At 46.0% G+C, this 14014-nt stretch carries 17 protein-coding genes; 4 read left to right on the forward strand and 13 right to left on the reverse strand.

Going from position 1 to position 14014, the window contains the following annotated elements:
• Positions 1 to 192 precede the first annotated feature (192 nt).
• Complete coding sequence (locus tag C792_RS0110800; RefSeq protein WP_017549465.1) at positions 193 to 699, forward strand: CueP family metal-binding protein; 507 nt, start codon at positions 193 to 195, stop codon at positions 697 to 699.
• Positions 700 to 724: 25 nt separating this feature from the next.
• On the opposite strand, the gene C792_RS0110805 is transcribed toward C792_RS0110800, so the two are convergent.
• The 3 genes from C792_RS0110805 to C792_RS0110815 all read right to left on the reverse strand — a co-directional run bounded on the left by C792_RS0110805 (position 725) and on the right by C792_RS0110815 (position 3880).
• Complete coding sequence (locus tag C792_RS0110805; RefSeq protein ID WP_017549466.1) at positions 725 to 1468, reverse strand: TspO/MBR family protein; 744 nt, start codon at positions 1466 to 1468, stop codon at positions 725 to 727.
• A gap of 94 nt (positions 1469 to 1562) precedes the next feature.
• On the reverse strand, positions 1563 to 2042 hold the full coding sequence (locus C792_RS0110810; RefSeq protein WP_017549467.1) for a hypothetical protein: 480 nt from the start codon (positions 2040 to 2042) through the stop codon (positions 1563 to 1565).
• 41 nt (positions 2043 to 2083) lie between these two features.
• Complete coding sequence (locus C792_RS0110815; protein WP_017549468.1) at positions 2084 to 3880, reverse strand: cation:proton antiporter; 1797 nt, start codon at positions 3878 to 3880, stop codon at positions 2084 to 2086.
• A 189-nt stretch (positions 3881 to 4069) separates the two neighbouring features.
• Between C792_RS0110815 and C792_RS0110820 the strand changes: the two genes are divergently transcribed.
• Positions 4070 to 5167: a glycerol dehydrogenase gene (locus C792_RS0110820; protein ID WP_017549469.1), complete on the forward strand. Its 1098-nt coding sequence runs from the start codon at positions 4070 to 4072 to the stop codon at positions 5165 to 5167.
• Positions 5168 to 5217: 50 nt separating this feature from the next.
• On the opposite strand, the gene C792_RS0110825 is transcribed toward C792_RS0110820, so the two are convergent.
• Positions 5218 to 5400, reverse strand: a complete 183-nt coding sequence (locus C792_RS0110825) for a hypothetical protein (RefSeq protein WP_017549470.1) — start codon at positions 5398 to 5400, stop codon at positions 5218 to 5220.
• 208 nt (positions 5401 to 5608) lie between these two features.
• Here C792_RS0110825 and C792_RS0110830 point away from each other — a divergent pair, with 208 nt between their 5' ends.
• Positions 5609 to 6325 carry a GDSL-type esterase/lipase family protein gene (locus C792_RS0110830; RefSeq protein WP_017549471.1) on the forward strand — a complete coding sequence of 239 codons (717 nt, stop codon included), beginning with the start codon at positions 5609 to 5611 and terminating at the stop codon, positions 6323 to 6325.
• Between the two features lie 121 nt (positions 6326 to 6446).
• Positions 6447 to 7148, forward strand: coding sequence for an alpha/beta fold hydrolase (locus C792_RS0110835; RefSeq protein WP_017549472.1), 702 nt, complete (start codon positions 6447 to 6449; stop codon positions 7146 to 7148).
• A gap of 98 nt (positions 7149 to 7246) precedes the next feature.
• Here the strand turns inward: C792_RS0110835 and C792_RS0110840 are convergent, their stop codons facing one another.
• The 9 genes from C792_RS0110840 to C792_RS0110880 form a co-directional block, all read right to left on the reverse strand.
• Positions 7247 to 7474 carry a hypothetical protein gene (locus tag C792_RS0110840; RefSeq protein WP_017549473.1) on the reverse strand — a complete coding sequence of 76 codons (228 nt, stop codon included), beginning with the start codon at positions 7472 to 7474 and terminating at the stop codon, positions 7247 to 7249.
• Between the two features lie 2 nt (positions 7475 to 7476).
• The gene (locus C792_RS0110845; protein ID WP_017549474.1) at positions 7477 to 8826 is read right to left on the reverse strand and encodes a TRAP transporter large permease subunit; all 1350 of its coding nucleotides are present in this window, start codon (positions 8824 to 8826) and stop codon (positions 7477 to 7479) included.
• Between the two features lie 21 nt (positions 8827 to 8847).
• Positions 8848 to 9711, reverse strand: coding sequence for an NAD(P)-dependent oxidoreductase (locus C792_RS0110850; RefSeq protein ID WP_017549475.1), 864 nt, complete (start codon positions 9709 to 9711; stop codon positions 8848 to 8850).
• 16 nt (positions 9712 to 9727) lie between these two features.
• Positions 9728 to 10483: an RraA family protein gene (locus tag C792_RS0110855; RefSeq protein WP_017549476.1), complete on the reverse strand. Its 756-nt coding sequence runs from the start codon at positions 10481 to 10483 to the stop codon at positions 9728 to 9730.
• 41 nt (positions 10484 to 10524) lie between these two features.
• Complete coding sequence (locus C792_RS0110860; protein ID WP_017549477.1) at positions 10525 to 11379, reverse strand: MurR/RpiR family transcriptional regulator; 855 nt, start codon at positions 11377 to 11379, stop codon at positions 10525 to 10527.
• A 101-nt stretch (positions 11380 to 11480) separates the two neighbouring features.
• Positions 11481 to 11972, reverse strand: a complete 492-nt coding sequence (locus C792_RS0110865; protein ID WP_017549478.1) for a dihydrofolate reductase — start codon at positions 11970 to 11972, stop codon at positions 11481 to 11483.
• A 112-nt stretch (positions 11973 to 12084) separates the two neighbouring features.
• Entirely contained in the window at positions 12085 to 12504 is a 420-nt protein-coding gene (locus C792_RS0110870) for a pyridoxamine 5'-phosphate oxidase family protein (RefSeq protein ID WP_017549479.1), read from the reverse strand.
• Between the two features lie 203 nt (positions 12505 to 12707).
• The gene (locus C792_RS0110875; RefSeq protein WP_245537537.1) at positions 12708 to 13550 is read right to left on the reverse strand and encodes a carbon-nitrogen family hydrolase; all 843 of its coding nucleotides are present in this window, start codon (positions 13548 to 13550) and stop codon (positions 12708 to 12710) included.
• A complete protein-coding gene (locus C792_RS0110880; RefSeq protein ID WP_017549481.1) occupies positions 13528 to 13965 on the reverse strand; it encodes an SRPBCC family protein in 438 nt (145 codons plus the stop codon). The genes C792_RS0110875 and C792_RS0110880 overlap by 23 nt, the downstream gene beginning before the upstream one ends.
• Positions 13966 to 14014 lie beyond the last annotated feature (49 nt).

Here is a 14014-nt window from a genome sequence, read left to right on the forward strand (position 1 = left end):
AGGTAATCAACCAGCGATTTCATGTCTCCTCCCTTATAGCTTGTCCCTGTCATCGTACTCACCAAGACATCCCTCTCCCGGATTTTGTCGTATTTTCACGATATCACGCGTGTATAGTTCATAAAGTCGTTATATTCACGGATACTTTTAAATCCGGCCGTTGATATAATGGAGGAAATAGGAGGGATATGCATGAAAAGATATTTATGGATGCCGCTTATCGGATTGCTCGCAATCCTCGCCGGGTGTTCCGGCAATGCTGCAGGTGATGCAGGCGGCATCAAGGAATATGTTGCGGAACTAAGTGCAGGCAATATTGCAGAGTCCGCTTCCATCGACTCTGAATCACTGATGGTCACCGATGACAGCGGAGAGCAGATATATGACCTGCCAAACGGTGAATTCTTCGTTTCAATCGCACCGTTCATTACATACACCCATCCCTGCAGTATCCACAGCCTGACCGGCTGCCAGGGCGAACTGGTGAATGCAGATATGGATGTGAAGATCACCGATGATGAAGGCAATGTCCATGTCGACGAAACTGTCACTACACTCGATAACGGCTTCATGGATTTCTGGCTGCCGAGCGACAAAAATTATACGATAGACATTTCATATGATGGTAAGGGAGGCAGCTACGAGTTCTCCACTTTTGAAGGGGACAGCACATGCCTGACCGACCTGCAGCTGAAATGAGGATATTAAAAAGGCTCCGGAGTTGTTATCCGGAGCTTTTTCTGTCAGGCTGCCCGCCTTGCCTTCTGCTGACCGCCATGACAGCGGCAGCCAGCAATGCCAGGGCAGTTATCAGCAGTGTCGTATCAAGACTCATATACATACTGTCATTTTCTGCATAGATGCCAAAATACGGCCAGATGAATACAAGCGGGTACAGCCAGTCCCCAAAGCGCAGTGCCACTGCTATGCCGGCCAGGGCCGCAAAAACCAGCATGATGATTGTCCAGGGAAGTTCGCCCAGACCGATGAAAGTTTCAACATCATTATTCACTGCCAATGCAAAGATATTCACGATAGCCGCTATCGTCACCCAGCCCATGTATACGGATAATGGCAGCCGGTCAAATCCGTAACGACCTGCACCCGTCAGAACTGCATACATTTTAACGAGTGTATATAACAATCCGGCGATGACGATGACCGATGCCCACAGCCACTGCTGGGTGAAAACAAGTATCCACAGTCCGTTGAGAAGGAAGTTGAATACCGGCCAGAATTTCAGACGGGCCGTCACTGATCCGTCCCCGGAAAAGAAAAGTTTAATGATCCATGCAAAGAGAAGCATGTAGATCAGACCCCATATTGAAAATGCAAATCCCGCCGGCTGGATGATCGCCTGGTTCGCATCGGCCACACTACCGACATTCGTCCCGCTCCAGTAGTTCAGGAAAATCATGACCATGAAGGTGATCAGATATCCGGTTGCCCATTTTCTCTGTGAAGACATCGTTTCACTCCTTGTCTTTTAGTGTCTTTATCTATTGACTGTGCGGGGAGTGGATAAACCCTCTGTTGCCAGGGATTTCTTTTACCCTGGCACATCAGAAGATGAAATGGAGCACCGTAAAACAGAACATTGAAATGCCAAGACCGATGTGCAGCCTCCTGATCTTCAAGCTGGAATCGAACAACAGACGGTACCAGCCGGACAGTACGAGAATAAGCAGGTTCAGAGCTGCAAGCATCCCGGTCAAAATCTTCATGTTCGACAGATCGAAACTATAGAAACTGATCACAGACATACCGTGCAGAATGATGAGGATCAGGGCAGTCGTCCCTGTCCATCTGTGATAAGGGACAATGCGTTTTGACATCCGGGCAAGCTTCACTTTGACCGCCCTGCTTTCAACGTTGCGGATGGTTGAAAACACCGCATTCCGTGTCCAGTTGAATATGAAGAACAGGAAACCGGCGAATCCCAGCAGTATATGAACATATGTCGTATGAATCGAAAGCCCGGCCATGACATTCCAGACCGCCCATATGAGCAGTAAAGCATTAAACAGAAACCAGACACTCATGTGACGCCTCCAGCATTATCTTTTTTGTGATATATTCCGTGTCATTCATTATTTTCCCTGAATCTCTTCGCATCTTTCAGGTAGCCGATGACTCCCTCTTCATCAAACTCAAGTTCCCGCGTAATCGGCTTGAAACTCACATTCCCATTCACATCGATATGATAGAGAACGATGTCATTTTCAGTGAGCGTCTCCGCTTTGCTGCCGGGCATTTCTGAGATGTCTGCATCTTCTATATAGCGATTCAGCCAATAATAGGTGAGCGTCTCTTCAAAGAGCATATGATGCCGGAGTGACTCTTCGGGACGGAATTTGACGATCCGGTCCATTGAGGAGATCGGCAGCATCTTGACATTTCTCAATCCGAATTCAGCAGACATTTCATTGAAGGCCAGGTTGTTCAGGACATAGGACCGGGTCATGAGGAGACACCTGTCATAACTGGTCAGATCAGTATAGATGCGGTCTTCTTCCGACAGCAGATTTCCTCTGTATGTTTCAATACCGAACTCCTCTGCCCTGCTTGAGGTGAAATGCAGCAAGTCTGACATCATGACAGGTATGCCGTGGTCCTTCAATTTTTTTGCCAGCTGCAGTGAAAATTCATTTTCCCCGATGATGATCACCCCCGGCGGACTGGTGCTTGAGAGATCCATCGCCTGGCTGAGGGGCTTGAAACCGAAGCCGTAGACAACAACGGTAACAAAGACGAAACCGAATGTTACAGGTGTGATCATTTCAGCCATCGGCACACCGGCATCGATGAAAAGGCCCGCAAAGAACTGGGCGACTGTGAGGGCGACGATGCCACGCGGTGCTATCATTCCTACGAATGACCTTTCCCTGAAACCGATTTCCGTATTTATCGTGGACAGATGTATGGACAGCGGACGCACTATCAGAATCATCACCAGACAGAATATGAACAGTTCCCAGTTGAGCACGTTGATCAGCACATCCCGTGTCAGGGAAGACGTGATCAGGATGAATACCGTGGAAACCAGGATCAGAGAGATTTCTTCGATGAATTCGTCAGACTGTTTGTAGATGAGATTCCGGTTTTTCATCCTCGCCATCGCCAGCCCGAAAATCGTCACCGACAGCAGTCCGGATTCGTGGAGCACCGCCTCGTTGATGCTGAATATCAGCAGGATGAAGGCGAACTGCACAGGCGGCATCAGATGCTGCGGTATATACTCTTTCCTGATCAGCAGACGGAACAGATAAGATCCACCGAGGCCAAGCACTGCCGCCACAGTGAAGCCGATGAGGAATTCAAATATATAGGTGCCGCTGAAATTGTTACCCACGACCTGGAAGACATAGAATGAAAACAGAGCAAGCAGCGGTCCCACCGGGTCCAGTATGATTCCTTCCCATTTCAATATGGAATTTACTGAGTTTTTGACTTTTGCCTGCTTGAGCAAAGGTGTAATGACCGTAGGTCCCGTGACGATGAGCAAACCGGACATTACCAGTGAAGCTGACAGCGGGAAGCCCAGTATATAGTACATTGACAGAGTGCCGAATATCCAGGCAAGGGCAGCACCGATTGTGATCACCCTTCTTACCGCCTTGGATACCCCTTTTAATTCACGGTAGTCCAGGTTGCTGCTGCCTTCGAACAGAATGACGGCAACAGCCAGGGAGACGATGGTGCTGAACAGATCGCTGCCCATCATCTGCTCCGGATTGGCAAACTGGAAAACCGGACCGATCAGAAGTCCGGCGATGGACATGACGACGATGGCGGGCCATCTGATCAGCCCCGCCAGCCACTGGCTGAATATGCCGAGACTTATGAATAAGACGATGACCAGCATTATTGGTAGATCCATATATACACCCCTCAGACATTTTATTAGTGCAATTATATCAGTAAACGAAGTACCGGTAATCCATGAACGTTCCGGATCTGTAAAATGACATTTGAGTGAAATGAGCCTGTGGAATGTTTGCAGGGACACAAAACGGATAGAGACATATGTAAACAAACAGCATTGAATCAAAATTGGAGGTCTTTTCAAATGGCTAAATATGTATTCCAATCCCCGGGAAAATATATACAGGGACAGGGGGTACTTGAAACACTGGGAGAAGAAACAGGAAAACTGGCCGCGAAACCGTTGGTCATATCGGATGAAATGGTCTGGTCGATTACTGAGCAAAAGATTACCGAAAGCTTCAACAATGCAGGCATCGATTTCAAATACGAGGAATTCGAAGGTGAAGCCTCAGAAGCTGAAATCAGCCGGCTGACTGACGTTGCCGAAAACAATGATGCAGACGCTGTCATCGGTGTCGGCGGCGGCAAGACACTGGATACGTCAAAGGCCATTGCCGATAACCTCGGCTCACCGGTCATCATTGTACCGACCACTGCATCGACTGATGCACCGAGCAGTTCCCTGTCAGTCATCTATTCGGATGAAGGGGCATTCACAGGCTACAGGTTCTATGACAAAAACCCGAGCCTGATTATCATCGATTCAAGTGTCGTCGTCAATGCGCCCGCCGGACTATTCGCCTCCGGCATGAGTGACGCCATGGCTACGCTGGTCGAAGCAAGGGCGGCTCAAAAAAGTAATGGTGACAACATGGTCGGCGGCCAGCCGACACTCGCAGCCGCGGCGATTGCGGAAAAATGTGAGGAGACAATCTTCAAACACGGACACGCTGCATATGAAGCCGCTTCAAACGGCATCGTCACACCTCAGGTGGATGCAGTCATCGAAGCAAACACACTGCTTTCCGGCCTCGGATTTGAAAACGGCGGACTGGCTGCAGCCCACGCCATACACAACGGCTTCACTTCACTCTCCGGCGACATCCATCACCTGTCCCACGGTGAGAAAGTCGCCTATGGCACACTCGTACAGCTCGTCCTTGAAAACAGTCCGGATGAAACGCTGAACAGGTATATCGAATTCTATAAAAACATCGGTATGCCGACGACACTCAAAGAGATGCACCTTGAAGACACAAGCTTCGAAGACCTTGTGAAAGTCGGCGAGCTCGCAACAGATCCGGAAGACACATTCGCCAACCTGAGCGACAGGGTTACACCGGAAGAGATTGCGAACGCAATACTTGCAGTAAGCACTATCAGCGAAGCCGGCAAATAATACACGGATCAAAAAAGAGGCCCCGTTTATTCGGAGGCCTCTTTTCAGTGTTACATAATATAGGCAAAGAATGAAATCACCAGCGTAAGCCAGAGCAGAACCGCAAGCACCAGGAAGAACACACTCCATTTGGACACACGGTCATTCTCCCGGTATTCTTTGCGGATCGTCGAAATGAGAGGGACTGAGAACAGTATCAGTACCACTGTACTCACTATTATCCTCAGGATCATAGTATCACCTGCCGATCTCTTTTATAGAAGGACATGTATTTATAATACCCTGGATACGGTCCTGCCATGCCTTTATCACCAATGCAGTCAGTCGTTGGAGTTTTCCCTGTGAACCCTTCTGGATTGACCTTCCACCGCATTAGAGTAAAATGTAACCAACGGATGCACAGCTGCAATGCAGCATATCAATAAGGCTCAGGTGATTCTTATGGAAAGAAAAGTGTTTAAATGGATATTGGCAGGTGCTTCTGCCGCTATTATATTGACAGCCGCAATATATTTCCTCGCTGGCTATCTCAGGTCACCTGGTGCCGGCAGTACATCAGAGGGGGACCACGATGATGTCAAGGTGGCGGCGGTCGGTGACAGCACGACATACGGACTGCTGATAAACAACAGAACCGAGAATGCATATCCACCGCAGCTGGATTCCCTGCTGGGCGAGGGATATTGGGTCGGCAATTTCGGGGCGAATAACTATGCCGCCATGAAAAGTGCAGACTTCCCCTACAATGTGACCGGGGAATATCAGGACAGCCTGGACTTCAATCCGGATGTCACTGTGATCATGCTCGGCACCAATGATTCCAAAAGCACAAACTGGAATGGCCGTGAACAGTTCAGGGAAGAGTATTCGGAACTGGTGGACACCTATACTGAAGAGCACCCGGATACAGAGATCTATCTGGCCACACCGCCTGCGGCATTCAACGAAGCGGACAGACCCGGTGATATAAACAACGAAAATATTGATAAGATTACAGAAATCATCAAAGAGGTCTCAACCGAAAAAGATACCGGGCTCATCGACATCAATCAGCTGACACAGGATAGGCGGGAGTGGTTCCAGCTTGATGGCATACACCCCAATTCAGACGGGGCCAGCCACATCGCCAGGGAAGTGGAAAAGAATATTACCGACTGATAGCGCTGACGGAACTGCGTTTTAAATCCATCTTATATGACCATTGTATAAAATCCGGACTCGGGTATAATAAACGATACACAAAGTTTTTCAATAGAGTAGCCAACAGGTGGTGGAACAGATGATTTTATATGCTGAAGATTTTGGTCACGGAGAAGAAACGGTCATTTTCCTGCATTCAGGATTACAGACGGGACGTACAGATTTTGAACATCTCCTCCCCTATTTCAATGACAGGTACCGCATTCTGCTTCCCGACCTGAGAGGGCATGGGAAATCCGGCTGTGACAATCTCGAGAATTATTTCGAAAGCGCTGCTGATGACCTGGCCGACACCATTAGACATTCAGGGATTACGGACATCCATCTGGTTGGTGTATCCCTCGGAGCTTTGGCTGCAGTTCATTTCGCATTGAAATACAGGGCATCAGTCAAATCCCTGATCCTGTCAGGACTAATGTTCAAAAAGCCCTATAGCTATTCTGAACTCCACAAAAATCAAATTGAAATGCAAAACAAAGTATTGGAAAACAAAGAGACTATAACTCACTTTGACAGTATCCATCCGCCGGACTGGAGACGGCTCCTTGATATTACGAGAAACCCATCATGGTATCCATTTGATAAAAATGCTGAAGTACTGGAAGAAAAACTGCCGATACATGTCATTGCAGGAAGTGAAAGTGCTCATGAACTCGAAACGATTGATGCCCATGTAAGAGCCAAAGCTTCTATTGCAGTGATAGATAATGGCGGGCATCTGCTCAACCATGATAGCCCCGGGGCATTTTCCAGGTCGATACTGGATTACATACACCGATAAAAAAGGCGCCATGACAACAGAGAGGGTTGTCATGGCGCCTTTTAAACACATTAGTGTTCATGCAATTGCAAGTCCAAATTATTACCGGACATGCATAGTTACCTGGATTGCTGCTTATACTTTGGAAAGTAACCAAGTATGAAAGCAAATGCGGAAAATAATGCGGCCAGGACAATCGCAGGCGTCAATAAAATTTCATTTGCCCGTATCATAATGTTTCCATCGCCCATTACCAACCCAAGTAACTGTGTCAATACGAGTATAAAAGCTGTAGCAACCGAAAGCATCAGACAGACAATGAAAGCGCGTTCTAAAAACCTTTGCATGTTCACCCTCCCCATACTGGCAGTATGCCCATACCAATCAACCATCCTATAATGACTACAGGAAGAGCATAAAAGAGTATAAGCATCCCAAATGTTTTTTCCGGTCTGGACCCCACGATTCCTGAAGCAATATAGATTGAACCGGAAGCTGGTGGCATCTGTGCAGAAGTAGAAGCAAACATCATAATTACAATGGCAGAAATCATAGGTGAAAAGCCGCTTGCCACTAATATTTCATAGGACACAAGTCCGACTGCGGTCAATGTTCCAGTCGAAGTCAACGGTCCTGCTATTATTGTTATTCCTATCCCCAACATTAGCAGAGTCAGCCAGGCTGGCGCATTTGCCGCTTCTATGAACATTGATATATTGTCAGATAATCCCAGTGCCGTCAACACTTCACTCGCAGCGACTGCAAAAAATATCAATGCCCCAATTGTCCTGAATCTGGGAATGGACGATTCCAGGAACTCCATAAAACCTTTCCTCGTTCCGGGAAGATTCTTACGGCCTAAAATGAGAGCAATTACAATCATCAAGGTAGGAATCCACACCACTATATCAATACTATCTAAAGCTTCCTCACCCAAAGACGGTATTTCCGTGAGCATATTTGCCAAAGGTCCGATTGTTATAACCAAAGGGATGACAGCCCCCAGATACAGCAGAATGGATGTCCATCCTTTTTTGAAAGACACTCTCAGCGGCTCCAGTTCCTCGGCTGGAAACGGCTGTATGTTTTGTTTTTTGACAAATATCCATATCATTATCAACCGGTGTAAAAGCTGATATAATGCTGCTACAAATAATGCTATATAAAACTCGCCCACACCAACAGCAGCGGCGACCGGGGCAAAGCCCAGAACAATGAACATTGAGGTCGTCGGCGGGAATACTGAAGCCATTCCGCCATTTCCGACCATGACTGTCGCAGCAATATCCTTATTCCATCTGTTCTTCAGCATCCACGGACCGGTAATTGATCCTGTTGCTGCAGTGTTTCCCGAATCCCCGCCCGACAGCGTGCCCAGGGCGATCGATCCAAGTGCATCCATGAAGGCAGGTGCACCGGGCAGCCTTCCTACCAGTGAATTCAGAATGCCCAACAGTTTTTCGACAATACCTGACTTATCAATCAAATATGCCATAAATACAAATGCAAGAGCGGCATAAAGTACTGAAAAAGTTGAAGCAAATGATAATCCCTGTATCAAAAGTTCAAAAGCTCTGCTCCCCCCCAGGGGAACAATTGCTATGAACCCGATTAATGCAGCTTCCCCAAGGTCCCGTTTTAGCTTAACACTCCACAACACCAGTATGGCGACAAATAATACTAATGCTAATACTCCCATGCTCTTCCCCCTTTTGAAATGCTAGCGCCTATTGTATTCTTCCATGACTCTTTTCCAGTCATACTGATCTTCCGCCAATTTTTCACCCAATCCCGCTTCCGATATGTCCGCCAGCCTCTGCTTTGTTCCATTTGTCATATAAGATTCCAGCCCATTCGATTTCATAAAATCGATAACGTTTTCCATTTCCTGCTCTCTTCGTCGTGAATGTTGTACGTTACTTTTAATATATCTGTTCAGAATTTCAGCAAATGAATCCTTATCCATTGTTTCAGTGATGGACTCAAAAATTTCCTCTTCAATCCCCATCTTTTCAGCAGCTTCCATCACTTCGTATAATAGCGTCGACAAACCTTTGGTGAATATGCTTCTAATGAATTTAAAATTGGTAGCATCTCCTACATTTTCACTTAAATATGAAATGTCCATCCCGATATTCTTTGCAATACCGACCAATTCAAGTGTATCTTTGCCACTCGCTAATATGGGCACGGAATTCTGATAGACATTTAACGCGCCTAAAATCGCCGCATCGATTAAATTTACATTCTTAACATTGAGCTTTCTCTCAATATCCTTTTTTTCTTTTGCGCTTGCAGTTGTCATATCAACATATAACGTCCCTTTTGTGATTTCATCATCGATGGAATCCCATACTTCCACAGCATTGGCTGCGGGTACAGCTACAAATAGAATATCCAAAGATTGTTTTAATACAGCAGAGGCTGCATCAAAAAAAGTCAATGTGGTTGCTTCAGATAGTTCCCTTGACTCCGAAGACTGATGCAGGGGGTCAAAGGCATAAATATTCTGCACACTATATTCACTCAATCCTTTTGACATCTCTCTGCCGACTTCTCCATATCCAATAAATCCTATATTCATTTTTATCACACCATTCCTATTGCTTTTTCCTGTTGATTGTTTCTCTCAGCCAGGACGGTTCTATTTCCTCTTTCTCGCTACTTTCATTTATCGTTTTCAACCTTTGTGCTTCATAAACCTTTTTTTCTTCAGCGCCAGTAATGACTCCCTCCGCAATATCATATGGAATAACTACTACGCCATCTTCATCCGCAATTATATAATCATGTGAATTAACAACTACTCTCCCGCATTCGATTGTTTTGTCAAAAGACCCGGGGCCTTCTTTACGGGGGCCTTTAGGCGTGAAGCCTTGCGCGTAAACCTGGATATCCATTTTGGATATCTCATCCTTATCCCTGATCAAGCCATCTATGATGATGCCTTCTATTCCCAACTTTTGAGCTGCAGCAGCCATCAGATTTCCCAAATATGCTGAATCCACAGCCCCTTTCCCTTCAACCACCAGTATGTCACCGGGCTCAGACTCATAAATGCCATAATGTATATAAAGATTGTCCCCGGGATAAGTGGAAACCGTCCTGGCCTGACCCACCAGAGTTTTTTGAAAATTAACCGGTTTGATTTTATAATTCATGACATTCTCATAATCCATGCCATCTGCTACGAGCGTGGAACTCAATTTCTTCAACCTGTGTATCATGTCCTTATCGCTCTTATACATTTCATCACTCCTTTTAGTAAAATTCATAACATTATTAATTTTCAATGTAATAAATATTACATTATCACTGCAGATTTCTTTTGTAAACCTTTTCATAAAATTATTCAAAAAAAAATTCCTGAAAAGCTCAGGAATTCTTTAATGGGATATTATTTTGTGTGATAGTCAATGCTCTTTAATATATCGTCGACTTCGCCAAGCCTGCCGTCATCTTCATGAGAGTCCCCTATTGCCAGCGCATTGATGATGTAATCAACCGTCACAGTTGCAGCAATGGGGGAATTATGGAATGCCAGGCTGCCCGAATCACACGGAATTACCACATCCCCGTAATCAACCAGTGGAGAAGAATATTTATCTGTTATTACAACTATTTTTATACCTCTTTTTTTGGCTGACCGTACGAAATCATCAATGCGTTTTGCATATCTGGGAAAACTGACAACCACTAATAAGTCCCTGGAATCCATTGATATGATTTCATCCACCCAATCAGAAACATCAGCAACAATGAGGCTGCAGTCCCCTTTGATGCGATTCACATTCTGAGAAAAATACTGTCCCACCGGAAGACCACTCCGAACACAGGTGCAGCAGATCTTTCTTGAGTCCTCGATGAATTTTACAACCTTATCCAGGTTATCCTTATCAACTTGCTCCACAAGCTGATTCAATCGGTTTATATGGTACCCCACAGTCTGTATCCATAATTCATCTTCTTCAATATTCTGCAGGTTTGATATCAGACGTGCCTGTGGTGCATCCCTGTCTTTTACGAACTTCTGTATATCATGCTGAAAATCCGAGTATCCCGAATAGCCCAGCTTGGCCGCTAATCTCATTATCGTAGTTGTACTCGTACCCACTTTCTGTGCCAGTACATTGATAGTGTCAAAAGTCACTTCTGATGTATTTTTTACAATGAAATCAGCAACTTTTCTTTCAGAATTAGTAAGCGTTTTAATACTGTCTCTTATGTTGTCGATAATACTTTCCCTCGGCATAACATCACCACTCTCATCACGTCACTATAAATCAGCTTCGTAAGCATACCTTTCATATATCATAATAACACATATTTTTTATGAAAATATGATGGTCATGCCTATCTCCTCCTCCATAATTCAAAAGTGTGCTCATACTTGTTTTTCTCATCAACAATGCCCTTTTCAATTTCCACCAGTTCAAATGCTCCGTAATTGAAGCTCCCGGGGAAGTATGTGTCCCCTTCGAAGGAATCGTGAATTACGGTGCGGTACAGTTCATCCACTTCGTCCTCAAAAATTTTGAAGAGTGCCGCACCGCCGATGATATATAAATCTTCATCATTCTTTTCTTCCAGCTCCAGCACTTCTTCTTTTGTATGGACCACGATTGCCCCGGGTGCGTCATAATCCCGCTGCGCTGTTAAAATAATATTGCGACGGCCGGGCAGCGGCCGGTTCGGAATAGTCTCGTAAGTTTTCCTGCCTGTCACCATATCGCCACGCATTGTAATCCTTTTAAAGAATGCAACATCCGCGGGCAGGCGCCACGGCAGCCCGACCCCTTTTCCGATCAATCCATTTTCATCTTCCGCCCACACATAAGCAAGCATTCCATCCACTCCTTCAGTGACCGTCCATGATTTTCTTCACCCGCTTCCCGGGACTGATAAAAAGAAAGTCCATCCGTCATTGGCGGACAGACTCATGGACGACTATTCATTATTACATCGACAGCTTAACATCTTCAAATTCATCATCGTTCATTATCTTGATGGCAATCGGTGTGATTTTCAAGGCTTTGAGGTGTGGGTTCTCTTTCGATTCGAAAAACTCCGTATCCGCTTCTTCCCACAGCCAGTCGATTGTCTCCCGGTCTGCCATCCTTTCAACCTCACCGTAAAATTCCACAAAAGCATGATTGGGTGAGTCATGGAAACCGAGCAGGACATGTGCTTTCGGATTGTCCCTCAGCTCATCATATTTCGGCGATGCATCATTCGTTTTCGCATATAGTGTCAGACCGTCATTGTAGAACCACATGTAGCGGGCATTCGGTTCATTATTATATGCCGTGGACAGGACACCGATTTTAGATTCACTCAAAATTTCAGTGATGCGTTTTACAGCTTCAGAATGTTCCACATGATCACCTGCTCCCTCCTCTTTATCATACTTCTCAATACCACGACAACTTAGACTCGAATCATATGTGCCTGGATACCCAACGTAAACCTCCCGTTATTACGGACAATTTATATGAACACATTAAAAAAGAGAAAACACTCCGGGGGAGTGCTCTCTCTTGGTGATTGCTGTACAGATTACCGGGACACCGGCCAATGGTTTTACAGGAAGTGGTACATTTCACGTCTTCTGCTGTCGAAAATGGGTACTTCCTTCCTGATCCGGTCGATTTCACTGCCATCCGTCGTGCCCGTTACAACAGTTTCTGACCTGTCATCCGCTTCACCCTCCACATCACCGAATGGCCCGATTATCATGGAACGGCCGGCGAATGTCTGATCCGCTGTCTCTCCGTAAGTGTTCGAAGCGATGATGTAGCCCTGGTTTTCAATCGCCCGGGCTTTGAGCAGCGTCTCCCAGTGATGCTTACGGGCAAGCGGCCACTCTGCCACGACGAATATCGCCGTGGCCCCCTTCATTGTCAGATCCCTGAACAATTCCGGGAAGCGGAGGTCATAGCAGATGACGAGTCCGAATGTTTCCCCTTCCAGTTCGAAGGTCTCCACTTTGTCTGTGCCGCCGGCCAGATATTCCGGTTCGTCCAGCATCGGTACGAGATGTATTTTTGAATACTGGCAGACCAATTCCCCGTTGCGGTCGATGACGAATGCTGTGTTGTAAATGTCGCCGGTATCGTCGATGGCATTCGCCACCGACCCGGCCACGATATTGACATTGTACTTTACAGCCAGCTCTGAAATGACGGCTTTTGCCGGTTCAAGGCTGCGGCAGGCAAGCCTGTCCACATTTCCCAGGTCATAGCCGGTCGTCCACATCTCCGGAAGCACCACAATATCCGTTCCGATGAGGTCCTCTTTTTCAAACAGTGTTTTCACCTTGTTGATATTCACGTCTACATTACCATATGCCACTTTGAACTGAAGTATTTTGATGTTCATACCGTCCGTCACCCCTTCATAGTCATTCCGCTGCGATCTGCTCAAGCTTGTTGACCTGATTGTCCAACACCCTCTTAATCACTGGCCTGGCACCTTTTAAGATCAGGTTGTATTTCCTCCCCGCGCCTTCGAAATTGCTTGTCACAGTCACCTGGGTTTCATTGTTGCTGGATGGAGCGAGTTCGAAAGCTGAGGTGATCGTGCCCTGCTTAAGAGTCGTCCGCACTTTAACATACCGGTTCTCTTCATATTCCGTGATTTGCGAGCGGAACTGATAGGATTTATTCAGCACTTTAAGTCTAGTTCTGAATTTTGTCCCTCTCGCACGCTCTTCCTCTGTAAAATAGTCGTTACCCTCAAATATGGGACTCCACTGTTTCAACTTTTCATCATCATTCACTACATCGAAGATTTCCTCCGGTGAAGCTTTCATCTGTTTATCATATCTGTAAAGTTCCATAAGAAGACCACTCTTTCCTCAAAGAAATTGGATGTTATATAATAATCAT

This window comes from Salinicoccus carnicancri Crm (assembly GCF_000330705.1).
Lineage (GTDB): Bacteria > Bacillota > Bacilli > Staphylococcales > Salinicoccaceae > Salinicoccus > Salinicoccus carnicancri.

Bases quoted from the DNA above. Each gene is read 5' to 3' on its own strand.
- C792_RS0110815 (WP_017549468.1), bottom strand. From the start codon at position 3,880: ATGGATCTACCAATAATGCTGGTCATCGTCTTATTCATAAGTCTCGGC.
- C792_RS0110850 (WP_017549475.1), bottom strand. From the start codon at position 9,711: ATGAATATAGGATTTATTGGATATGGAGAAGTCGGCAGAGAGATGTCA.
- C792_RS0110880 (WP_017549481.1), bottom strand. From the start codon at position 13,965: ATGGAACTTTACAGATATGATAAACAGATGAAAGCTTCACCGGAGGAA.
- C792_RS0110830 (WP_017549471.1), top strand. From the start codon at position 5,609: ATGGAAAGAAAAGTGTTTAAATGGATATTGGCAGGTGCTTCTGCCGCT.
- C792_RS0110805 (WP_017549466.1), bottom strand. From the start codon at position 1,468: ATGTCTTCACAGAGAAAATGGGCAACCGGATATCTGATCACCTTCATG.
- C792_RS0110835 (WP_017549472.1), top strand. From the start codon at position 6,447: ATGATTTTATATGCTGAAGATTTTGGTCACGGAGAAGAAACGGTCATT.
- C792_RS0110865 (WP_017549478.1), bottom strand. From the start codon at position 11,972: ATGCTTGCTTATGTGTGGGCGGAAGATGAAAATGGATTGATCGGAAAA.
- C792_RS0110840 (WP_017549473.1), bottom strand. From the start codon at position 7,474: ATGCAAAGGTTTTTAGAACGCGCTTTCATTGTCTGTCTGATGCTTTCG.
- C792_RS0110860 (WP_017549477.1), bottom strand. From the start codon at position 11,379: ATGCCGAGGGAAAGTATTATCGACAACATAAGAGACAGTATTAAAACG.
- C792_RS0110845 (WP_017549474.1), bottom strand. From the start codon at position 8,826: ATGGGAGTATTAGCATTAGTATTATTTGTCGCCATACTGGTGTTGTGG.
- C792_RS0110800 (WP_017549465.1), top strand. From the start codon at position 193: ATGAAAAGATATTTATGGATGCCGCTTATCGGATTGCTCGCAATCCTC.
- C792_RS0110810 (WP_017549467.1), bottom strand. From the start codon at position 2,042: ATGAGTGTCTGGTTTCTGTTTAATGCTTTACTGCTCATATGGGCGGTC.
- C792_RS0110820 (WP_017549469.1), top strand. From the start codon at position 4,070: ATGGCTAAATATGTATTCCAATCCCCGGGAAAATATATACAGGGACAG.
- C792_RS0110825 (WP_017549470.1), bottom strand. From the start codon at position 5,400: ATGATCCTGAGGATAATAGTGAGTACAGTGGTACTGATACTGTTCTCA.